General features: G+C 64.5%; 19 protein-coding genes. 12 read left to right on the top strand and 7 right to left on the bottom strand.

Annotation, left to right across the window (positions count from 1 at the left end; translation table 11 throughout):
• Window positions 1-3: 3 nt before the first annotated feature.
• Window positions 4-2,217, bottom strand: coding sequence for a xanthine dehydrogenase family protein molybdopterin-binding subunit (locus LG367_RS11545; protein WP_226469405.1), 2,214 nt, complete (start codon window positions 2,215-2,217; stop codon window positions 4-6).
• A 12-nt stretch (window positions 2,218-2,229) separates the two neighbouring features.
• Window positions 2,230-2,691, bottom strand: coding sequence for a (2Fe-2S)-binding protein (locus tag LG367_RS11540; protein ID WP_226469404.1), 462 nt, complete (start codon window positions 2,689-2,691; stop codon window positions 2,230-2,232).
• A gap of 193 nt (window positions 2,692-2,884) precedes the next feature.
• Between LG367_RS11540 and LG367_RS18640 the strand changes: the two genes are divergently transcribed.
• The 3 genes from LG367_RS18640 to LG367_RS11525 all read left to right on the top strand — a co-directional run bounded on the left by LG367_RS18640 (window position 2,885) and on the right by LG367_RS11525 (window position 5,476).
• Window positions 2,885-3,745: a helix-turn-helix transcriptional regulator gene (locus tag LG367_RS18640; RefSeq protein WP_226469403.1), complete on the top strand. Its 861-nt coding sequence runs from the start codon at window positions 2,885-2,887 to the stop codon at window positions 3,743-3,745.
• Between the two features lie 94 nt (window positions 3,746-3,839).
• Window positions 3,840-4,865: an XdhC family protein gene (locus LG367_RS11530; RefSeq protein WP_226469402.1), complete on the top strand. Its 1,026-nt coding sequence runs from the start codon at window positions 3,840-3,842 to the stop codon at window positions 4,863-4,865.
• Window positions 4,862-5,476, top strand: coding sequence for a nucleotidyltransferase family protein (locus tag LG367_RS11525; protein ID WP_226469401.1), 615 nt, complete (start codon window positions 4,862-4,864; stop codon window positions 5,474-5,476). Before LG367_RS11530 ends, LG367_RS11525 begins: the two co-directional genes overlap by 4 nt.
• A gap of 8 nt (window positions 5,477-5,484) precedes the next feature.
• On the opposite strand, the gene LG367_RS11520 is transcribed toward LG367_RS11525, so the two are convergent.
• From LG367_RS11520 to LG367_RS11500, 5 genes are all read right to left on the bottom strand, one after another.
• Complete coding sequence (locus LG367_RS11520; RefSeq protein WP_226469400.1) at window positions 5,485-5,802, bottom strand: hypothetical protein; 318 nt, start codon at window positions 5,800-5,802, stop codon at window positions 5,485-5,487.
• Between the two features lie 97 nt (window positions 5,803-5,899).
• On the bottom strand, window positions 5,900-7,213 hold the full coding sequence (locus LG367_RS11515; RefSeq protein WP_226469399.1) for an ABC transporter permease: 1,314 nt from the start codon (window positions 7,211-7,213) through the stop codon (window positions 5,900-5,902).
• A gap of 12 nt (window positions 7,214-7,225) precedes the next feature.
• Complete coding sequence (locus tag LG367_RS11510) at window positions 7,226-8,392, bottom strand: ABC transporter permease (RefSeq protein ID WP_226469398.1); 1,167 nt, start codon at window positions 8,390-8,392, stop codon at window positions 7,226-7,228.
• A gap of 53 nt (window positions 8,393-8,445) precedes the next feature.
• Window positions 8,446-9,138, bottom strand: coding sequence for an ABC transporter ATP-binding protein (locus LG367_RS11505; RefSeq protein ID WP_226469397.1), 693 nt, complete (start codon window positions 9,136-9,138; stop codon window positions 8,446-8,448).
• 172 nt (window positions 9,139-9,310) lie between these two features.
• Window positions 9,311-10,570, bottom strand: coding sequence for an efflux RND transporter periplasmic adaptor subunit (locus LG367_RS11500; RefSeq protein ID WP_226469396.1), 1,260 nt, complete (start codon window positions 10,568-10,570; stop codon window positions 9,311-9,313).
• Between the two features lie 210 nt (window positions 10,571-10,780).
• Here LG367_RS11500 and LG367_RS11495 point away from each other — a divergent pair, with 210 nt between their 5' ends.
• The 9 genes from LG367_RS11495 (at window position 10,781) to frmR (ending at window position 21,818) form a co-directional block, all read left to right on the top strand.
• Complete coding sequence (locus tag LG367_RS11495; protein WP_226469395.1) at window positions 10,781-11,707, top strand: ABC transporter ATP-binding protein; 927 nt, start codon at window positions 10,781-10,783, stop codon at window positions 11,705-11,707.
• On the top strand, window positions 11,707-12,501 hold the full coding sequence (locus LG367_RS11490; protein WP_226469394.1) for an ABC transporter permease: 795 nt from the start codon (window positions 11,707-11,709) through the stop codon (window positions 12,499-12,501). Before LG367_RS11495 ends, LG367_RS11490 begins: the two co-directional genes overlap by 1 nt.
• Window positions 12,502-12,540: 39 nt before the next feature.
• Window positions 12,541-13,761, top strand: a complete 1,221-nt coding sequence (locus LG367_RS11485) for a sensor histidine kinase (protein ID WP_226469393.1) — start codon at window positions 12,541-12,543, stop codon at window positions 13,759-13,761.
• 9 nt (window positions 13,762-13,770) lie between these two features.
• Window positions 13,771-14,373, top strand: a complete 603-nt coding sequence (locus tag LG367_RS11480; RefSeq protein ID WP_226469392.1) for a response regulator transcription factor — start codon at window positions 13,771-13,773, stop codon at window positions 14,371-14,373.
• Window positions 14,374-14,529: 156 nt separating this feature from the next.
• A complete protein-coding gene (locus tag LG367_RS11475) occupies window positions 14,530-15,894 on the top strand; it encodes a glutamate--cysteine ligase (RefSeq protein ID WP_226469391.1) in 1,365 nt (454 codons plus the stop codon).
• Window positions 15,895-15,972: 78 nt separating this feature from the next.
• A complete protein-coding gene (ppc, locus tag LG367_RS11470; RefSeq protein ID WP_226469390.1) occupies window positions 15,973-18,714 on the top strand; it encodes a phosphoenolpyruvate carboxylase in 2,742 nt (913 codons plus the stop codon).
• 1,117 nt (window positions 18,715-19,831) lie between these two features.
• On the top strand, window positions 19,832-20,647 hold the full coding sequence (locus LG367_RS11465; RefSeq protein WP_226469389.1) for a DUF3037 domain-containing protein: 816 nt from the start codon (window positions 19,832-19,834) through the stop codon (window positions 20,645-20,647).
• 106 nt (window positions 20,648-20,753) lie between these two features.
• Window positions 20,754-21,326, top strand: a complete 573-nt coding sequence (locus LG367_RS11460) for an AbiU2 domain-containing protein (RefSeq protein WP_226469388.1) — start codon at window positions 20,754-20,756, stop codon at window positions 21,324-21,326.
• Between the two features lie 228 nt (window positions 21,327-21,554).
• Entirely contained in the window at window positions 21,555-21,818 is a 264-nt protein-coding gene (gene frmR / locus LG367_RS11455; protein WP_226469387.1) for a formaldehyde-responsive transcriptional repressor FrmR, read from the top strand.
• Window positions 21,819-21,825: the final 7 nt, after the last annotated feature.

Raw genomic sequence — 21,825 nt, 5'->3', positions numbered from 1 at the left:
TCCTCAGGCGATCTGCAGGTGGTGTTTGAGCGGCAGGGTGCGCAGGCGCTGGCCAGTGGCAGCGAAGATCGCGTTGGCGAGCGCCGGCGCGACACATTCGGTGCCGGGTTCCCCGCAACCGGAGGGCGGCGCGTCGCTGTTGACCAGATGCACATCGATCCTCGGCGTCTGGTACATGCGCAGCACCGGGTAATCGTCGTAGTTGTTCTGCTCGACGACACCGTCCTTCAGCGTGATTTCCTGGAACAGCGCGCCAGACAGGCCGAAGATCACGGCCGATTCCACCTGCGCCCTGACCAGATCGGGATTGATCACCACGCCGCAATCGATCACAGCCACCACCCGGTGCACGGTGAGCCGCTTGTCGGCATCGACGCTCACCTCGATGACCTGGCCGGCGAAGGAACCGTAGGAAGCATGCGCGGCGATACCGCGATGCACGCCCTTGGGCAAGGGTTTGTCCCAGCCCGCGGCGCTGGTGACGACGTCGAGCACGCCGAGCAGGCGCGTGTTTTTCGGGTCGTCCTTGAGATGGTCGCGTCGAAACTGATAAGGATCCTTGCCGGCGGCGTGCGCCAGCTCGTCGATGAAGGTTTCGACGATGAAGCCGTTGAAGGAGTGGCCGACCGAACGCCACCACCACTGCGGAATGTCGGACTTGGGCTGGTGGATGCTGAAGTGCATGTTCGGCACGGCGTAGGGCATGTCCTCCGCGCCTTCGCTGTTCGACGGATCGATGCCGTTCTTCATCGCCGCCTCGAACGGCGTGCCCGGCAGGAACGCCTGCGCGGCGTGACGGTCGCTCCACGACGACAACCGGCCGTGTTCGTCCAGCGTCGCGCTGAGGCGGGCATGCACGAACGGGCGATAGAAGCCGCCGTGAACGTCGTCCTCGCGCGTCCACATCAGTTTGACCGGGGCTTGGATGCCGGCCGCGCGCGCGGCCTTGGCCACTTCCGCCGCTTCCGCCGCGATCGGCGGATTGGTGCGCCGGCCGAAGCCGCCGCCGACCAGCATGGTGTGGAGCTTCACCTGCTCCGGCTTCAGCCCGAGCACCTGCGCGATGGCCAACTGGTCGCCGCTCTGCCACTGCGTGCCGATCCAGACCTCGCAGCCGTCATCCTTCAGGTCGACCACGGCGTTGTACGGCTCCATCGGCACGTGCGCGAGGAACGGGAACGGGAATTCGGCCGTCAGGGTCTGCTTGGCGTTCTTTTGCGCGGCGGCGATGTCGCCATCGTTGCGCGCCACCAGCGCGCCCGGCGCATCCATCAGCTTGGCGTAGTCGGCGCGCATCTGCGCGGTGGAGCGGCGCTCGCCGGCGGTCGGGTCCCAATCGACGACGAGAGCGTCGCGTCCTTTCTTGGCCGACCAGTAATCCTTGGCGATGATGGCGATGCCGGTGGGAATCTGCAGCACATCGACCACACCGGGCACCGCTTTCGCCTGCTTGGCGTCGAAGCTTCGCAGCTTGCCGCCAAATACCGGCGGCCGCACGCGCATCGCGGTCAACATGCCCGGCAGATAGACGTCGAGGCCGAACTGGGCGCTGCCGTCGACCTTGATCGCCGCATCCATCCGCTGCCGCGGCTTGCCGATGATCTTGAAATCCTTGCGGTCCTTGAGCTTGAGTGTGTCGAGCGCGGGCGCGGGCAGCGCCGCTGCTTCGTCGACCAGTTCGCCGTAGCGCGCGCTGCGCTTGCCGGCATCGTCATGGACCTTGCCGGCTTCGGTACGCAGACTCGCGGCATCCACGCCCCAGCGCTTGGCGGCGGCGGCGACCAGCAACGCACGCGCGGCGGCGCCGGCCTGACGCTGCTGCATGTATTCCGAACCGGTCGACATGCTGCCGCCGGTGATCTGGGTGTGGAACACCGGCTGGTTGTAGGCCGGATCGGCCGGCGCCTGCTCGTAGCGCACGCGCGACCAGTCGGCGTCGAGTTCCTCGGCCACCATCATCGAGATCGCCGTCAACGTGCCCTGGCCGAGTTCGGAATGGCCGACGATGACGGTAACCTGATCGTCGGGAGTGATGCGCACGAAGGCGTTCGGTTGCAGTGGTTTTCCGCCGGCAGTTTCCGCCGCCATCGCTGCGCGTCCGCTCGGCACGAGGTGGAAGCCGATCAGCAGGCCACCACCGGCCACGGCGGTCGCCTTGAGGAAGCGGCGGCGCGAGGTGCCGGGTGCGTCGAGAGGTGTCTTGGTATCGTCTTTCATGGCGCTACCTCCTCAGGCTGCGTTGTCGGCGATCTCATGGATCGCACGGCGGATGCGTGGATACATGCCGCAGCGGCAGATGTTTCCCGACATCGCCTCGTCGATGTCGCGATCGTTCGGCTTGGGGTTGAGGGTGAGTAGCGCCGTGGCCGCCACCACCTGGCCGGACTGGCAGTAGCCGCATTGCGGCACGTTCAATGCCACCCAGGTGTCCTGCACCTTCTTGCCGACCGGCGTGGCGCCGATGCCTTCAACAGTGGTGATCTGCTTGCCGGCGGCGGCGGAGGCCGGCATCACGCAGGCGCGGCGCGGGCTGCCGTCAACCAGCACGGTGCAGGCGCCGCACAACGCCGCGCCGCAGCCGAACTTGGTGCCGGTCATATGCAGATCGTCGCGCAGCACCCAGAGCAGGGGCTTGTCTTCGGGGGCGTCGACGCTGTGTTCCTTGCCGTTGATGTTCAACGTGATGGCCATGGCTTTCTCCGGATGGACGGTTGGCTAGGCGGCCGCGGCCAGCGATGTGCGACTGCGGCATTTTTGTTCGTCAAGAATGGTGATGCCTGCGCATCACCGTCTGTGACCCGATGCCGGATATGATGGCCACGGGACTTGGATGAGGGCTTCCAAAATGTCCACGATGCTTGCAAATTCTCCGGACGATGTTTCCGTGGAGACCGCAGACATCAATCCCCGCACCGAAACGCTCGCTGCCTGGCCTGGGCTCGAACTGTCGCTGCTTTCGGAGCAGATTCTTTCGCCGACCGATTGGGCGATCCACGGCGAGGAACACACGCTGATCGTGCATTTCGAAGGCGAGATGCACGATCTGGTGGCCGAGATCGAAGGGCACGAAGCGCGACGCATGCCGACGGCGGTCGGCGATGTGTTGCTGATTCCCGCCGGCCGCAAGTACGCGAGCCAAGCTCGCGGCGGTGGTTACCGTTGCGCCGAGATCCGCATCGCGCCGGAGTATTTCGAGGAACTCACCGGGCGCGCGCGCGATTTCCACGACATCCCGCCGCGGCTGATGCATCGCGACGAATTCCTCTACTTCGCCGCGCAGCGGCTCGCCGAACAGGTAGGCCGGGACGATGATCTGTCGAGGATGATGAGTGCCTCGCTGAGCCAGATGATCGGGCTGCATCTGCTCGACAAGTACGGCGGCGCGGCCGCCGATGCATCGGCGCAGGGCGATTCGGCCGAATTATCTCCGCAGACACGGCAGTGGCTGGAGGACTACATCGAAGCGAATCTGTCGAAACGCATCGTTCTGGAAACGCTGGCCTCGCTGGCCGGGATGAGCGTGCACCGGCTCTTGGTTGCGTTCCGCGGCACCTTCGGCACCACGCCCGCGCAATACGTGATCCAACGGCGACTGGCACACGCCAGGGCGCTGCTCGCCGGGACGCGACAGAGCATCACCGCCATCGCCATGGCCACCGGCTTCGCCAGCCACAGCCACTTCACCACCGCGTTCAAGCGGCATGAAGGCGTCGCGCCGAACCAGTTCCGGCGCATGCGACGCTGAGTTTTGCGGACGGAGATACCGGGGGATAGGCATTCGAGGCTGGCCGGCGCTATCGTTGCCTCAGCCCCGTCCGCGTCGGAATTGCGCAAGCCTCATGTCTGAACATCGAATGGTGATGGAAGCGGCGCTGCAGGCCTTGCAGCGCGGCGATGCGGCGACGCTGGTGGTCGTGCTGGAGACCGAAGGCTCCACGTACGCGCGCGCGGGCGCGATGGCGCTGTTCGGCGCCAGCGACGGGCAAGTCGGTTGGCTCAGCGGGGGTTGTCTTGAACCGGCGATCGAGCGCATCGCCAGCGAGCCCGCACGGGAAGGGCAACTGCATTGGCTGGAAATCGACACGCGCGAGGACGAGGACATGCTGTCCGGTTCGGCGGTCGGGTGCCGTGGTCTGTTGCGTCTGGCGTTGCTGCCGCTGCGGCAGCTGCCGGATGCGGAAGCGCCGTTCGCCGCATGGCAGCGCGGGCGCGCGCCGCTGGACTTGAAGATCGATCGCGACGGCGCCGTTGCATGCATCGCAGCGGGAACGGTGCGCGATTGGCGCATCGCGACGACGACGGTGGCGTGGGGATCGACGACAACGGCGTGGTCGCTGCGCATCGATGCCCCACCCGAGGTGTTGGTGCTCGGTGCCGGCCCGGAAACGCCGATGTTGTTACCCCTGCTGCGCGAGATGGGCTGGAAGACCACGCTGGCCGAGCGTCGCGAACGCTGGCGCGGACAGGCGCGCTTCGCGGATCGGCATCTCGATGCCACGCCGGCGGATGCCGTGCGTGCGGACCAGGTGTTCGATGCCGCGCTGGTCATGCATCACAACTTCGAACTCGACCGCGAAGCGCTCGATGCGTTGGCGGCGAATGCAATTCCCTTCGTCGGTCTGCTTGGTCCGGTGCGCCGCCGAGAGGATCTGTTCCGCGTGCTGCCGGCATCGCATCGCGCCGTGTTGACGCCACGCCTGCGTTCGCCGATTGGCCTCAAGCTGGGCGGGCAGGGGCCACAAGCGATCGCGCTGAGCATCGCCGCGCAACTGCAGGCGTATCTGCATGAGGTGGAACCGGGGCGTGCGTCTGGCGAAGAACTCACCTCCAACCCTGATCCTCGTCCCGCCGAGGCGGTGGCTTGACCGCATCGCATGCCGCCATCGTGTTGGCGGCGGGTGGCAGCCGTCGCCTGGGGCGCCCGAAGCAATTGCTGCGGCGCGCGGACGAAACGCTGTTGCATCGCGCCGCGCGTCTGGCATCCGGGACGAATCCGCAACGCCTGCTGGTGGTGCTCGGCGCACATCGTGATGCTTGCGAGCTCGCGCTGGCGGACATCGCCTGCGAGATCGTCATCAATGAGGATTGGCAAAGCGGTATGGCCAGTAGTTTGCGCGCCGCCGCGGCCGCATTGGTCGGACATCGCGCGCCGACGTTGATCCTCGCCTGCGATCAATCGGCACTCGAAATCACACACCTCCAGCAATTGCTGACAGGTGCTGCCAGCGCATCATCGGGTTGCGCGGCGACATCGCACGCGGACAAGCGCGGAGTTCCGGCCGTGGTCACGCCGTCACTGCTGGCCGAGGCCGCGCGGTTGCAGGCGGATCACGGTCTCGGCGGACGCCTGCGATTGCTGCCCGACGACGCGGTGTGGACGCTGCGTGCGCCGGATCTGGAGTTCGATCTCGACACCGAAGCCGATGTCGAAAGCGCCATCGCCCGAGGCTGGCTCGATGCGGATCAGCCGTCGTAGCGCTTGGCTCAGCCCTTCGTCGCCAGCCAGATCGCCAGAGCGACTCCGAAGACCGCGACCACGAGCGCGGCAAGCCGATACCGGTGCGCTCGCACGCGCAGGCGACGCGCGAGCTCCTCGCTGATGGTCCTGGCTTCGGCGATCAACGGCGCGACCGTGCGCTCCGTTTCGGCATAGATCGCATCGGCTCGCGAAGGCTCGGCCTCCGCATGTGCGGCGGCGGCCTCGTAGTGCTGGAAGGCGCGCTTCTGCAGATCGTGCAGGCGTGCATCGAGCGCGCGAACGTCGAGATGCCGGATGCTGGGATTGTGGATGTCTTCGGTCATGCGGCTTTCTTTTCGGACACCGCGATCGTCGCACGAAACCGGGCCGGTTCGCCTTCGCACGCTGTACGCGTGCGAAGGCGATGTGCTGTTGCCAGCCTCACGCGCTGCGCAATGCTTCGGTGACCGGCAGGTGCGCCGCGCGCACGGCGGGGAACAGGCCGCCGATGAAACCGATCGCCATGGCCCACTTCACACCGGTCCACAGCAGTTGTGGTGAGACCTTGAACTGGAAGGTCAGCTGGCCGACGCCGCCGGCGATGGTGGAGGCGGTGTAGCCGTTGAAGATGAGCCAGGCCAGCAGGCCGCCAATCACGCCGCCGAGCAACGCCAGCAACAGCGTTTCCAGCATCACTGCCACCACCACTGGCACGCCGCGGAAGCCGATTGCGCGCAAGGTGCCGATTTCCCGCTGGCGTGCGGCGACGCTGGCGTACATGGTATTGAGCGCGCCGAACACCGCGCCAAGCGCCATGATCACGCCGACCACGATGCCGATCGCGCGCAAGACGGTGGTCATCTGTTCGGATTGCTTATTGAAATATTCGAGAGTGGTGGTTGTGTCCACATCCAGGCGCGGATCGTTGGCGAGCGCAGCCTTGAACCCTTTGAACGCGGCGGCGGAGCTCAGCTTGGCGGTGACCGAGCTGCGCGAGCTGCCACGGTTATAGGTGGACGCGACGACTTCGGCATCGCCCCATATTTCCGAATCCATGGCATCACCGGAATGGAAGATGCCGACCACGGTCCAGTCCTGGCTGCCGAGCTTGATTACATGGCCAGGTTCGAGTCCCGCGAACTGACGCTGCGCGCCGCTGCCGGCCACCAGCTCGCGGCGGCCGGTTTCGAATTTGCGGCCGGAAACGATCTTCACGGATGGACGCACAGCCCAGGCCTGATCGCCCACGCCGCGTACCTGCACGCTGCCATCATCACCGCTGCCGTCCTTCAACGGCAGATTGGCGGCTACGATCAGCTCGGGCGAGATCAATGCGCGGCCTTGCGCGTCACGGGCGACGCCGGGCGCGTCGTTGATGGCGACGATGCTGTCGCGGCTGAGCGTGGACATCACCTCGGCCGCGGAAGCACCGCGCATCACGATGGCGCTGTCCTCGCTGCCGCTCTTGCGCAACGTTTCCCGATAACCTTCGGCCATCGCCAGCAGCGCCACCAATACGCCGACTACGCCGGCGATGCCGATTACCACCACCAAGGAAGCGGCGATGCGCTGCTTCAGCGTACTGAGGCCAACTTGGGTGACAGATCCGGTCTGTTGGCCGCGCCGGGTGAACAGCAGCCACAGCACGAACAGGACCGCGATGCCGAGCAGGATGTACCACGGCAGCATCAACCAGGCCGCGATGCTGACCAGTACGGTCAAGATGAGAAGAAAAACGCGCAGAAATGTCTTCATGTCAATTTCTCCTCAGCGTCCGGCCAGCGCATCGACGATGTTCAATCGCATCGCCCGCAGCGCAGGCAATGCGCCGACCAGCAATCCGATCCCCAGCATCAGACCGATGCCGAGCAACCAACTTCTCCAGCCCACCGGCGGAATTTGCACGGCACCGTTGCTGAGGCCGCCGACGATCGGTCCCAGCACCACCGACAGCGTCACGCCGAGCACGCCGCCGATCAGCACCATCAATACCGATTCGGCCAACACCATGAACAATACGCTGTGATTGGAGAAGCCGATCGTCTTCAGCACCGCGAGTTCCGGGATCCGCTCGCGCACCGCCTGCGCCATGGTGTTGCCGGTGAGCAGCAGCAGGGTGAAGAACACCGCGCCCATGATCGAGCTGACGATCAGGCCGATGTCGGCCATCTGCTTCATCCACGAAGCCGCGGCGGCCGCTTCGGTCTGGGTCTTGGTTTCATGATCGGAGTTGGCCGACAGCGCGTCGATCGCCCTGGCGACGCGGTCGGCCTGGTTGGCGTCGTTGAGGCTGATCACGTACCAGCCGGTCTGGCCACGGTTGTAGGGCGTGGACTCGTCGAAGTACTTCCACTGCATCAGCAGCATCTGGCCGTACCAGCCGCCGGTCTTCTTGTCCTTCGCCCGCATCACGCCGACGATGTCGAAGCTCCAGTTCTTGCTGCCGTCGCTATTGGGAAAGATGGTCGATTGCAGCGGCACCTTCTGTCCGACCTTCCAGCCGAAGCGCCGCATCAGATCCTCGCCCACCAGGATGCCGGTGCGGGTGCTGTCGAAGGCCTTGCGTTCGGCCGGCGCGACGTCGATTTCCGGGAACTGGTCGAGGTAGTTCGGCGATACGGCGAAGCTGAAGATTTGGTTATGCGGATCCCGATAGGCGCCGCCGAACCAGTTCGCATAGGCCACGCCCTTGACGCCGTCGACGCGCGCGATGCGATCGTTGAGCGCCATCGGCAGCGGCTGGATGAAGGACAGCTTGGCGCCGGTCTGCAGGCGCTTGGCGCCGTTCGCGCTCTGCCCGGCCTCTGCGAAGCTTTCGCGCACGCCGTCGAGCAGCCCGAACAGCAGGAACGCTGCCACGATCGAGAAAAGGGTGAGGAACGTGCGCGTCTTGCGCCGGAACAGTTCCGCCCAGACCAGATGGAGATACTTCATGGAATCCTCCGAGGTTCTCCTTCCCATGCGTTGCAGAGGAGGGAGTCAATGTCTCAAGCCACGCGTCGCACCTGCTCGACCAGGGTGCCCTTGTCGAGATGCAACGTGTGGGTTGCGTACTCGGCCGCCTTTGGGTCGTGGGTCACCATGACGATGGTCTTGCCGTGCTCGCGGTTGAGCAGCTGCAACAATTCCAGGATTTCTTCGGCCGAATGCCGGTCGAGATCGCCGGTGGGCTCGTCGCAGATCAGTAGCGTCGGATCGGAAACGATCGCGCGCGCGATTGCCACGCGCTGCTGCTGGCCGCCGGAGAGCTCGTTCGGCTTGTGTCCGAGACGTTCCTTGAGACCGACCAGCGTCAGCGCGATCTCGGCATTGCGCTTGCGTTGCGCGCCGCCGAGATTGGTCAGCAGCAACGGCAGCTCGACATTGCGCTGCGCGGTCAACATCGGCATCAGGTTGTAGAACTGGAACACGAAGCCGACGTGTTGGCTGCGCCAGTGGGACAGCTGTCCGGCGCTCATGCGGTCCAGGCGTTCGCCCTCGATCTCGATCTCCCCAGAGGTGGGGACGTCGAGACCGCCGATCAGGTTGAGCAGCGTGGTCTTGCCGGAGCCGGACGGGCCCATCAGCGCGACGAAGTCGCCCTTGGGGATTTCCAGGTCGAGCCCGTGCAGGACGGCAACCTGCTCGGGGCCGCGCTGATAGGTCTTGGTGAGATTGCGGATCGATACCAGGGATGACATCGCTCTACCTCAAATGTAGGCCGGGGCTACGTCCCCGGCAGGGGGCTGCTGTTGATTGCTCGGCTGGAGGACGTAGCCCCAGCGATGCCGCTCCCGGCGTCCGCCGGGCCTTCACAACCACTACGACGATCGAGAGGACGGGAAATCGACATCCCGCAGCCCCGATTCGAAATTATTTTTCGGCGTCCGCGCCGGCCACCCGGACCTTGCTTCCGTCCTTGAGCTCAGCGGGCGGGGACAGGATGACCTCGTCGCCGGCCGACAGGCCCGATAGTACCTGCCGGTCGTCGCCGATCGTGCGGCCGAGCTTGAGTTCGCGCTGCTCCACCGTGCCAGCGTCGCCGCCTTTTAACGCGAAGGCGACGTTGATGCCCTCGCGCTGCGTGATGGCGGTGGCGGACACGCGCACGCCGCGTGTCTGCAGCGGCGACGCGGTGGCGGGCTTTTCGTTTTCGAGGAAGCTGACGTTGACGCCCATGTCCGGGACGATGCGCGGGTCCTTCACCTTCAATGCGATGCGCACCTTCACGGTGGCCTTGCCGCGGTCGGCGGCGGGGATGATCGCGATCACCTCGGCGGGAATCTTCCAGTCCGGATAGGCGTTGAGTGTGGCCTCCACCGGCATCTTCGGCTGCACGCGACCGATGAACGCCTCGCCGACGTCAACTTCTACCTCCAGCGAATCCATGTCGACGATGGTGCCGATACCGGTGCGCGTGAACCCGCCGCCGGCGGATAGCGGCGACACGATTTCGCCCGGCTGCGCCGCCTTGGCGGTGACGATGCCGGCGAACGGCGCACGCACCACGGTGTAGTCGAGATTGATGTCTGCGATCGCGAGCTGGTCCGACGCGACCTTGGCGTTGCGTTGCGCGGTCACCAGCTGCGCGCGCAGGGAGTCGCGCTGTGCGACGGCCTGGTCGTATTGCGACTTCGACACCAGTTGCTGGCTCACCAGCGTCGACAGCCGAGAAGCGTTGACTTCGGCCTCCTTCAACTGCGCCTGCACGCGCCCGATCTCGCTTTGCGACGCCGACAGCTGTGCCGACGCCAGCGTGCGATCAGCGGTTTCACTGACCGGATCGAGCGTAGCCATCACCTGGCCTTCCTCGACGCGCTGGCCCTCCTCGATCAATACCTCGCGCACCTTGCCGGTGATCTTGGCCGAAACCGTCGCCGTGCGCCGCGCCACCACATAGCCGGTGGCGTCGAGCACGGATGCCGATGCTCCGCCGCTGCCGATCGCCACGGCTGTCGCGGTGCGTACCTCGACGCCCTTGTCACGTGTCAAGAACAGCCAGCCACCGACGGCAAGCAACGCGATGACGGCGATCACGATCAAGGTCGTCCACAGGCCGCGCCGTGAAGGCGGCGGCGGGGGTGCCTTGCGGTCGATGCGGAGTTCCTTCAGCAGGTCGGCGGAAGTATTCATCGTGATCCGGAAACGGGAAAAGACGGATTGTGGCGGTATGCATCAGCGGTCGCCAACCGAGTTCCCCCTCGGTGTGATGCCGGACAAGCTTACGCAAGGTTGGCCATCTATTCACCTGACGTTTGTCATGCGCGATGGCTGATCGCCGCAACTGCCTCCAAAGAGGGCGGCGGCCTAATTTGGCGCCACGACTTCCACTTTGAAACCACGATGAGCGGCGATGAAAGCGTTCTGGCGCGCCTGCGCGGCGCCAGCAAGCACTACGGCAAGATTCCGGCACTGGATGGCGTCGACTTGTCGCTGCGCGGCGGCGAACTCCTGGCCCTGCTCGGTCCCAACGGCGCGGGCAAGACCACCGCGATCGGTTTGCTGCTCGGCCTGATCCGCGCCGATGCGGGGACGGTGGAACTTCTTGGCGAGGATCCGTCGCGCTTGTCGGCGCGTCGCGGAATCGGCGTGATGCTGCAGAGCGCGGCGCTGCCGCCGATGCTGCGCGTGGGCGAGTTGATCCGCCTCACTGCCAGTTATTACCCGGCGCCGCGCACGCTGCAGGAGAGCGCGGAGCTTGCCGGCGTCACGGATTTGCTGCGGCGTCCCTACGGCAAGCTTTCCGGCGGTCAGCAGCGACGCGTGCAGTTCGCGTTGGCGCTGTGCGGGCGGCCGCGGCTGCTGTTCCTCGACGAGCCCACCACGGGCCTGGACATCCAGGCGCGGCACGGACTCTGGGCCGCGATCCGGCAACTGCTCGCCGAAGGTTGTGCCGTGCTGCTGACCACGCATTATCTGGAGGAAGCCGAAGCGCTCGCCGATCGCGTCTGCGTGATGATGCGCGGCAAGGTGATCAGCGAAGGCAGTGTCGATGCCTTGCGCGCGCGCGTCGCGCTCAAGCGCGTGCGTTGCCGCAGCGGGATCGATCCGGCCACCGCGCGTGCCTGGCCGGAAGTGGCCGAGGCGCGCATGGATGGCGAGCGGCTCTGGCTCTCGAGCGAACACGTCGAGGATCTGCTTCGACGCCTGCTCGCCGCCGACAGCACGCTGACGCATCTGGAAGTTCAGGCCGCCGGCCTCGGTGAAGCCTTCACCGAACTCACCCGCGAAGCGGAAGCGATCGCATCCACGCGCAGCGAGGCCGCCTGATGCAAACGTTCGACTGGACCGCCGCCACGCCCGCGAAAGCATCGATGCCGGCCAGCCGCGTGCTGCAGGCCTACCTGCAGGAAATGCGCAGCGAATGTCTTCGCTACTTGCGCAGCCCCGGTTTCATGTTGCCGACGCTGCTGTTTCCGCTGGTGTTCTACACGATGTTCGGCATCGTCCTCGGCGGCAGGCATGGCAATCCTGATGCGCCACGCTACCTGCTGGCTGCCTACGCGACTTTCGGGGTGATGGCGCCTGGCCTGTTCGGCTTCGGCATCGCCCTGGCCCTGGAACGCGACAACGGCTTGCTCATGCTCAAGCGTGCGCTACCGATGCCGCCGGCGGCGTATCTGCTCGGCAAGATGATCATGGCGATGCTGGTGGCAGGGCTGATCGTCGGTTTATTGGTGGTGCTGGCGGTGTTCGCCGCGGATGTGCGGCTCCAACCGCTGCAGATCGCGCACCTGCTCGCCACCGGCATGCTGGGCACGCTGCCATTCTGCGCGATGGGGCTGCTGCTCGGTTGCCTGGTCAGTGGCCAGGGCGCGCCGGCGATGGCGAATCTGCTCTATCTCCCGATGGCCTTCCTCTCCGGTCTTTGGTTTCCGTTGTCGGTGCTGCCACGGTTCCTGCAGCAACTGGCGCCGCTGTGGCCGAGTTATCACCTCAATAAGCTGTCGCAGGCGGCCGTCGGTTTCGAATCCGCCGCGCTCTGGCCGCATGTCCTGGCATTGCTCGGCTTCACCGTCGTCTTCCTGCTGCTGGCGGCGCGGCGTCTGCGTCGGCATGGCTGAGATGGCATCATCGCGACATCGATCGGCCGGCCCACGCCCGTGATCCCTCGCTTCCTCTCTGCATGGTTCACTCCCGCGCCGGATTCCGCCGTGTCCGAAGCCAGGCGCCGGGGCAAATCGCCGTGGATCGAAGGCGTCCACTTGCTATGGTCGGCCTGGGTGTTCATCACTCCACTGTTCGGGTCCGGCTATACCTGGAGATGGACGCTGATCACCGCGGCGAGCTATCCGGTGTTCGTGCTGCTCTACGCCAAGACCTTGCTCGCATCGCGGCGCGCCTCCGACTTCTACGCGGTAGGCATGGCCGTGCTGTGCCTGGTGCTGATGCCGGTCTATCCCGCAGGCATCAGCTATTTCGTGTTCGGCTGCGTGATGCTGCGCAGCGCCTACAACCGTCGCTTGCTCGTCTACCTGTGGCATCTGCTGTTGCTCAACGCCGCCTTCTTCGTGGTGGCGTGGCTGTTGGACTATCCCTTGCGGGCCATGCTCTGGGTGCCGGTGCTGACGTTGATCATCGGCATCATCGTCAACGTGGAGCGCAAGAGCCAGGAAAAGGATGTGGCGCTGAAGCTCTCCCATGAGGAGGTGCGGCGTCTGGCGGCGACTGCCGAGCGCGAGCGCATCGGTCGCGACCTGCATGATCTGCTCGGGCATACACTGTCGCTGATCACGTTGAAGCTGGAACTCTCGCGCAAACTGCTCGAGCGGGATTTGCCGGCCGCGCGCCGCGAAGTGGAGGAAGCCGAACGCGTCGCCCGCCACGCCCTGGCCGAGGTGCGCAGCGCGGTGACCGGTATCCGTGCCGCCGATCTCGCCGCCGAGTTGGCTTCGGCGCGACTGCTGCTGGAATCGTCGATGGTGCATCTGCAGTACGAAGCGCCGCCGGCACTGCCCCCGGAGATCGAACGCAGCCTCGCCCTGGTGATACGCGAAGCGGCCACCAACATCGCCCGTCACGCGCAGGCCACGCATGCGCAGATCGCTTTTGCGTGCGAGGCGGGCATCGTGCAATTGCGCATCGCCGACAACGGACGCGGCGGCATCGTGGATGAAGGCAATGGTCTTGGTGGCATGCGCGAACGCGTGTCGAAACTTGGTGGTAGCTTGCGGATCGAATCGCCCAAAGGGCAGGGCACGCGCCTGCAGGTACGCGTACCGGTCAAACCGGATGCGGCGCAGCCGCAGTCCGATGCCGCGTTCAAAGAGGACGCCGTTGAAGAAGACGCCGCCACGGAAACACCCAAGCGACGCGTCGTATGATGGATGGACATGATCCGCATCCTGCTCGCCGAAGACCAAGCGATGGTGCGCGGCGCCTTGACCGCGTTGTTGGGATTGGAACCCGATATCGAAGTGCTGGGCGCCGCCGCCGACGGCGAGAGTGCCTGGCGTGAACTGCAACGCCTGAAGCCGGATGTCCTGGTCACCGACATCGAAATGCCGGGCCTGAGCGGCCTGGAATTGGCGCAGCGCATCCAACGCCATGCCTTGCCGACCAAGGTGGTGATCGTCACCACCTTCGGCCGTGCCGGCTTCCTGCGCCGCGCCCTGGAGGCTGGCGTCTCCGGTTATCTGCTCAAGGACGCGCCGGCCGAGAACCTGGCCGAGGCGCTGCGCAAGGTGCATCGCGGTGGCCGCGCCATCGATCCGCAATTGGCGGTGGATGCCTGGAGCGACGCCGACCCGCTCAACGACCGTGAACGCCAAGTGCTGCGGCTGGCGGGCGAGGGGCAGTCCGCGGCTGAAATCGCCGCGAAGCTGCAGCTCTCGCACGGCACCGTGCGCAATTACCTGTCGGAGGCGATCGGCAAGCTCGGCGTCGGCAACCGCATCGAAGCGTACCGGCTGGCGCGGCAGAAAGGCTGGTTGTAGGCCTATGTGCCATCGGTGGAACACCGGTATCCCATCTTCACAACGCCGTTTCGCAAGCCAGTCGCTATAGTGCCGCTTGCCTTCCAGGGGGGAGGCCCGCATATCGTCCCCCACCGTAGTGCCTGTCGCGACAGGCGCTCAGCCAGAGCAGTCCGCATGTCGAGTCCGAGCCACGTCAGCGATACGCCCATCACCGCGCGCGATCAATTGGTCGCCTATGTCGCCGCGGGCGAGAAGCCGAAGGAAGACTGGCGCATCGGCACCGAACACGAGAAGTTCGGTTTCCGCCTCGACGATCTGCGCCCGCCGACGTTCGACGGCGAGCGCGGCATCGAAGCCCTGCTCAAGGGCCTGACGCGCTTCGGCTGGACGCCGGTGGAGGAAAAGGAGCGCGTGATCGCGCTGGTGCGCGACAGCGCCTCCGTGACACTGGAACCGGCGGGGCAGCTCGAACTCTCCGGCGCGCCGCTGGAATGCATCCACGACACCTGCAGTGAAGTCGCGACGCATCTGAAGGAAGTGAAAACCGTCGCCGACGAATTGCAGCTCGGCTTCCTCGGCATGGGCTTCCAGCCGAAGTGGAAGCGCGAGGACATGCCGTGGATGCCGAAAGGGCGCTACCAGATCATGCGTTCTTACATGCCGAAGGTCGGCCAGCTCGGCCTCGACATGATGACGCGCACCTGCACCGTGCAGGTAAATCTGGACTACGTGTCCGAAGCCGACATGGTGAAGAAGTTCCGCGTATCGCTGGCATTGCAGCCGATCGCGACCGCGCTGTTCGCCGATTCACCGTTCACCGAGGGCAAGCCGAACGGCTACCTCAGCTATCGTTCGCACATCTGGACCGATACCGATCCGGATCGCACCGGCATGCTGGACTTCGTTTTCGAGGACGGGTTCGGCTACGAGCGCTACGTCGACTACATCCTCGACGTGCCGATGTACTTCTCCTACCGCGACGGCATCTATCACGATGCCAGCGGGCAGAGCTTCCGCGACTTCATGGACGGCAAGCTGCCCGTGCTGCCGGGTGCCCTGCCGACGCTGCGTGACTGGTCCGATCACCTCACCACCGCATTCCCGGAAGTACGCCTGAAGAAATTCCTGGAGATGCGCGGCGCCGACGGCGGCCCGTGGAATCGCTTGTGCGCGCTGCCGGCGTTCTGGGTCGGCTTGCTCTACGACGATGCCGCGCTCGATGCCGCCTGGGATCTGGTCAAGGATTTCACCCTGGCCGAACGCCACGCCTTGCGCGATGGCGTGCCGCAGCGGGCGCTGAAACTGCCGTTCCGCAAGGCCACCGTGCGCGAGCTGGCGCTGGAAGCGCTGAGGATTTCCGCGGCCGGTCTGCAACGCCGCGCGCGCCGCAACCGCAACGGTGCCGACGAGAGCCTGTTCCTCGCGCCGCTGATCGAAGCCGCCGAAGCCAACGAAACGCCGGCCGAGCGCAAGCTGGCCTTGTTCCACGGCGAGTGGGGCGGCGACATCGATCGCGTGTTCCGCGAATTCGCGTACTGAGCCGGCAGCAAGCCCGATCCGGACGCCGCCCGTCCGGCCATGCTGCAGCGCGGCAAAAAACGCGTTAGCCTTCGGCCGATGACCGACAACCCCACGTCCCGCCCCGCGCCGCTGCGCGAACGCCTCGAATTCGCCGAGAACGACACCCTGCTGCGCGACGACGTGCGCCGTCTCGGCGCCATGGTCGGGCAGATGCTGGCCGAACAGGTCTCGCCGGCCCTCCTGCAGCAGGTCGAGTCCGTGCGCCGCGACGCCATCGCGCGACGCGAGAACGGCGAGCCGGTCGACGCGCTCGCCACGCGCCTGGCACAGGTGCCGCTGCAGGATGCCGAGGCGCTGGTGCGCGCGTTCGCCGCCTACTTCGGCGCGATCAATCTCGCCGAGCGCGTGCATCGCATCCGCCGCCGCCGCGATTACCAGCGTACCTCCGAGGCGCCGCAGCCGGGCGGTCTGGAAGCGGTGCTACGCGACCTGCGCGATGCCGGCGTCACACTGGCGGAACTGCAGGACCTGCTGCCGCGCATGCGCGTCGAACCGGTGTTCACCGCGCATCCCACCGAAGCGATCCGGCGCGCGCTGCTGCTGAAGGAGCACACCATCGTCGATCGCCTGATCGACGACATCGACCGCACCCGCACGCCACCGGAACGCCGCGCCGACGAGGAGCGCATCCGCCAATCGCTGACCACCGCCTGGCAGACGATCGAAGCGCCGCCGCAAAAGCCCAGCGTCACCGACGAGGTCGAACACATCGGCTTCTACCTCGGCAACGTGCTGTTCCGCGTGCTGCCGGTGTTCTACGAAGTCTTCGCCGATGCCGTGGAGCACGCATACGGCCAACGCATCGAACTGCCGCCGCTGCTGCGCTTCGGCACCTGGGTGGGCGGCGACATGGACGGCAATCCCAACGTCGGCGCCGACACCATCCGCGCCGCGCTCGGCGTGCAGCGGGCGCAGGCATTGGCGAACTATCGCGCCGATCTGCGCGCGCTCGGCGACGTGCTGACGCAGAGCCGCGAACGCATCGCCGCCGATGCCGAGGTCGAGGCGCGCATCAGCCGCTATCGCCATCTGCTGCCGGAAGCCGCGGCACGGCTGCGCCCGCGCCTGGCCGACATGCCGTACCGGATCTTCCTCGATCTGATGCGCGCCCGCCTGGCGGCGACGGACAGCGGCGCCGCGAACGGCTATGCCGACGCCGACGAATTCATCGGCGACCTCGACACCATCGACGCCAGTCTCGCCCACAACCGCGGCGATCACGCCGGCCGTTTCGCATTGCAGCGCGTGCTGTGGCGCGCGCGCACCTTCGGCTTCCACATGGCGGCGCTCGATCTGCGCCAGGATTCGGCCGTACACGACACGGCATTGGCCGCGCTGGAAAACGATGCGGAGTGGCCGACGCGCGACCTGTCACAACGCATCGCCCGCCTGCACGCATTGATCGAAGGTGCTGCGCCCGTCGTGCCCGATACCGGGCTTATCAATGTGGAGCCGGCAGCCGGAACGCTGGCCGTCTTCCGCGCCGTGCGCGAGCTGCGCGCGCAATTCGGCGAGCACGCCTTCGGGCCTTACATCATCAGCATGAGCCGCAGTGCCGCGGATGCATTGGCGGTGCTGGCGCTGGCGCGCACCGCCGATTGCATTGAGGATGGCGAAGTCCCGCTCGACGTCGCGCCGCTGTTCGAAACCGTCGGCGACCTGGAAGCGGCGACGTCGGTGATGCGCGCATTGTTCGAGGACCCGGTCTATCGCAAACACCTCGCCGCGCGCGGCGGTCGCCAGATCGTCATGCTCGGCTACAGCGACAGCGCGAAGGACGGCGGCCTGCTGGCCTCGCGCTGGGCCCTGCAGCGCGCGCAGGTGGAACTGCTGGAACTCGCGCGCGAAGCCGGCGTGCGCATCGTGTTCTTCCACGGACGCGGCGGATCGGTGAGCCGCGGCGGCGGCAAGACCGAGCGCGCCATCATCGCCGCCCCGCGCGGATCGATCGACGGCCGCCTGCGCGTCACCGAGCAGGGCGAGGTGATCCATCGCAAATACGGCATCCGCGCGCTGGCGCTGCGCAACCTCGAACAAATGACTGGCGCGGTGTTGCGCGCCAGCCTGCGCCCGCGCCCGCCGGAACCGCGCGAGGGGCAGTGGCGCGCGCTGGCCGCGGAACTCGCGCAGGTCTCGCGCGCGCACTACCGTGCACTCGTGCACGAGCGCGAGGACTTCCCCACGTACTTCCGCGCCGCAACCCCGATCGACGTGATCGAACGCCTGCGCATCGGCTCACGCCCGTCGCGGCGGCGCGAAGGCGGCATCGAAACCTTGCGCGCGATTCCCTGGGTCTTCGCCTGGTCGCAGAACCGCTCCGGCCTGACCGGCTGGTACGGCGTCGGCGCCGCCCTGCGCCACGGCATCGACACCCACGGCCTCGACACCATGGCCGCGATGGCGCGCGAATGGCCGTTCTTCGCCGCGATGCTGGACGACGTCGAGATGCTGATGGCGAAGTCCGACCTCGCCATCTTCGAGCGCTACTCGCTGTTGGCCGGCGACATGCACGCGACGTTCTTCCCGGGCATCGCCGAGGAGTTCGTGCGCGCGCGCGAAGCGATCCTCGCCTTGAAGAGCCGGGATGCGCTGCTCGCCGACGACTACCGGCTGCGCCTGTCGATCCGGCTGCGCAATCCCTACGTCGATCCGATCAGTCTGTTGCAGGTGGAGTTGCTGCGCCGATGGCGCGAGGCCGGTCGCGAGGACGATGTACTGCTGCGGGCATTGATCGCCACCGTCAATGGCATTGCGGCGGGGATTCAGAATACCGGCTGATCCCAGTCGATGATTGGCAAGTTGATACTTAGGCAGCGCTGACTCGTGGAGACCGGTTACAGATAGGCGTGCTCGGTACGCAAGCTGTAGCGTTTGAGGCGTAAACGACGGCGAATTTCGTCCAGTAGCCTAGGCGCCCGCGCAAGGCCTGGACTCTCGGTTAGGGCTGCAGGCCCGCGGTCATATTGCATATGGACGTCTCCTTGCCGGATAACGCCATCAATGTTTCATGCCCCCGGCCACGGACCCATCGCCGCAAACCATTGTTCCCTGGAAGAAAATTCTGATTGACGAGCCTGTATCGCAGGCAGAAGAATCTTTGCTACGCCCCATTTTAGGGTCTAATCGTAGTTAGGGCTCAAGGACGGATTCATCGCCATCATGACTCAACAGCCACCACTCATACCTGTGGACATACAGAGAACGGAGCCAGCTCCGTTTGGCTCCGCTGATTGCACACACTACGGAATCGGCTTTGATGGATTGCCGTACATTCTGAAGAAGGTTGAAAAGCACAACCCACTCATGCCGGTCGCTGAGCTTGTGTGCTCAAGAATGGCAGCGTCGAGCCAAATTGCCTGCGCTACGGGGCATCTAGCGAATCTCCCAAACGGGGAGCAAGCATTTGCTTCTAGAGCCGAGAGCGGTGTTCTCCCTCCAAAAATGGCAGCTTCGCGCCTCACCACAGACGCCGCTTTCTTGCTGAAAGTTCTAGGGACAATTTCAGCAATTTATGCGTTTGATGTATTCATCAGGAACATTGATCGACACTTCGGAAACTATCTGATAAGACAAACATTCGCTGGCGCTGATCTAATGGCTGTAGATCACAGCAGATCACTTTTGGTTACGGGCTGGCCCTCCAAAAAGATCGACCTACCGCACGATTGCAAAACCAACCTTTGCCAGCGCATTCTCAGGAAAACGCAGCCACTGTCTCAGGTCGACGCAGTAGCAGCGATTGACAGGCTTCTCCAGCTCGACGACGACTGGTTCAGTCGCAACATCTGCGACGTTCCAGTAGTATGGTGGCCCGCTCCCCAACGCCAGATTGTTGATCGGTGGTGGAGACGTCACCGCACAAAGCGCCTCGCGCGTATCCGGAGGAGATTGATCAATGGAAGTCTTTGATTACTCCTTAATTCGTGCCGTTCCAGACCCCCGGCGCGGCGAGTGGGTGAATATCGGCGTATGCGTCTATCTACGCGGCAACCTTGATGTCCACCTCACTGATAGCTACAACAAGATCAGGGCGCTAGACCCAAACGTTGACCTAAGAATTCTTAGGAGACTCTCCCAGGACTGGAACTCAATTTGTGAGGGCTTGGATAGTTCTACTACGCGCCAGGCAATCCTTTCCGGCTTGCCGTTCGTCCATGCTTCACCGCTAGCCCAGTTTGCTTGCGATCTTGAGTCGTATGAAGAGCAAGTTCGGCTTCTCTTGAGGGATCTGATTGTTCCACCGCTTGCCATACGCGAGAAACGCGAGCCACGTCTACGCGCAACACTCAAGAGTCACCTCATCAAGGCCAAGCTTTATAGTGAAGATCCAAGCGCAATATCTCAGCACAAGGTAGTCGCTAACTTCCCAGTCATGGAAGAAGCGAAGCTATTTGCAGATTTTGCTGCTAGAAACGGCGTGATGCACATCACTGAGACAATCGACTTCCGCGTTAAGAGTGATCAACTGCGCAATCGTCATGGTCAAGCTGCGATCAAGTCGATCACGCTCGACAAAGCAGGTGAAATTTTTCCCGACTGCAAGCGCAATGTTGTTTTCGCATACAACCAGCAAGACATTGACGAGATTCAACCATCCCTCAATCTTTTGCGCGACTACAGCATGAACATGTTTGACGCGGGCAATCCAAAGGACTTAGCCAACTTTGTCGAACTCACTGCCAGTGCGCTAGGTCAAAGGCTTGAGCCCTAACAATTCGTTCAAGCCGACACCGCTTCGCGGCATCGGCAAAGCCTCTAGGATTTTGACCTTGCCGCCGCCGAAAAGCGGTGCGGCTTAGCTCGGGCGTTAGGCGTCAATGAAAGGTCTCTCACATCATGTCGTAAAGGAGTTCTGTGCGCTCTGTGACTGGGCTTACCACGCCAATCAGATTCACAGGCACCTCTTCGACAACAATCCTCACGCTGATAAGTTGCGTCGGACAGATTACGGCTGTGCGCTTGCACAGCTCAGCAGCGTCACCGTTGAGTACGCGGCACTTCAAATTGCCAAGCTCCACGATAAGGCGGTCGTGGCAGGCAATGTCACCCTAAGCATCGACTATGTGATGACATATGGCGGGTGGGAGGACGCCGCAAAGTCACTGCTGGTGCCGATTCGCGCTAAGTTAGATTCATTTGCTGAAAAGTTGCGCCATGCGCGCAACAAGGCACTCTCCCACAACGATCTAGCGGCAATTGTCTCAGGCGGCGTGCTCGGCACCTTCGAGGAAAACGAAGACCTCGAATACTTCCAAAACCTCGAAAAGTTCGCGGATGTCGTCTCGCGTGAAGTAACTGGGGAGGGGTTTACGTATTCCGCGGAGATAGTCATGACAGCATCGGGACTCGTAAGAATCGTAAACACGTTGGCTGCGTCACTTGACGCCTAACAATTCGTCCAAGCCGACGCCGCTTCGCGGCGCGGCTTAACTCAGGGGTTAATTCAAACGTTAGGCCTGCTTGGGGGGTTAAAAGGAGTGTTATGGCAAAGCAAGAGAGCTGGCTCAAGGCCCATGCCGCTGGCCGATAGCAGCCATTGCCCGTTTGCTTTGCGGCGTTGCGCCACGTTAAACATCTGACTTGGCATATACTCCCTGGGAGTACTGGGATACGCCGCCATGCCCCACACCCCCCACGAAAAGAAGCGCGCCCTCACACGCCTGCGCCGCATCCGCGGCCAGACCGATGCGCTCGAGCGCGCGATCGAGCAAGGCGCCGAATGCAGCGCCGTGCTGCAGCAGCTCGCGGCGATCCGCGGTGCGGTGAACGGGCTGATGGCGGAGGTGCTGGAAAGCCATCTGCGCGAGGAGTTCGGCGACATCGCCGAGAACGACGCGGGCATCCAGCAAGCAATCGCGCTGGTGCGTTCCTATCTGAAGTAATCAAGGA

This window comes from Luteimonas panaciterrae (genome assembly GCF_020511115.1).
GTDB classification, from domain to species: Bacteria; Pseudomonadota; Gammaproteobacteria; order Xanthomonadales; family Xanthomonadaceae; genus Luteimonas; species Luteimonas panaciterrae.
The sequence above is the reverse complement of the archived record's forward strand: the minus strand, read 5'-3'. Positions and strand labels throughout refer to the sequence as shown.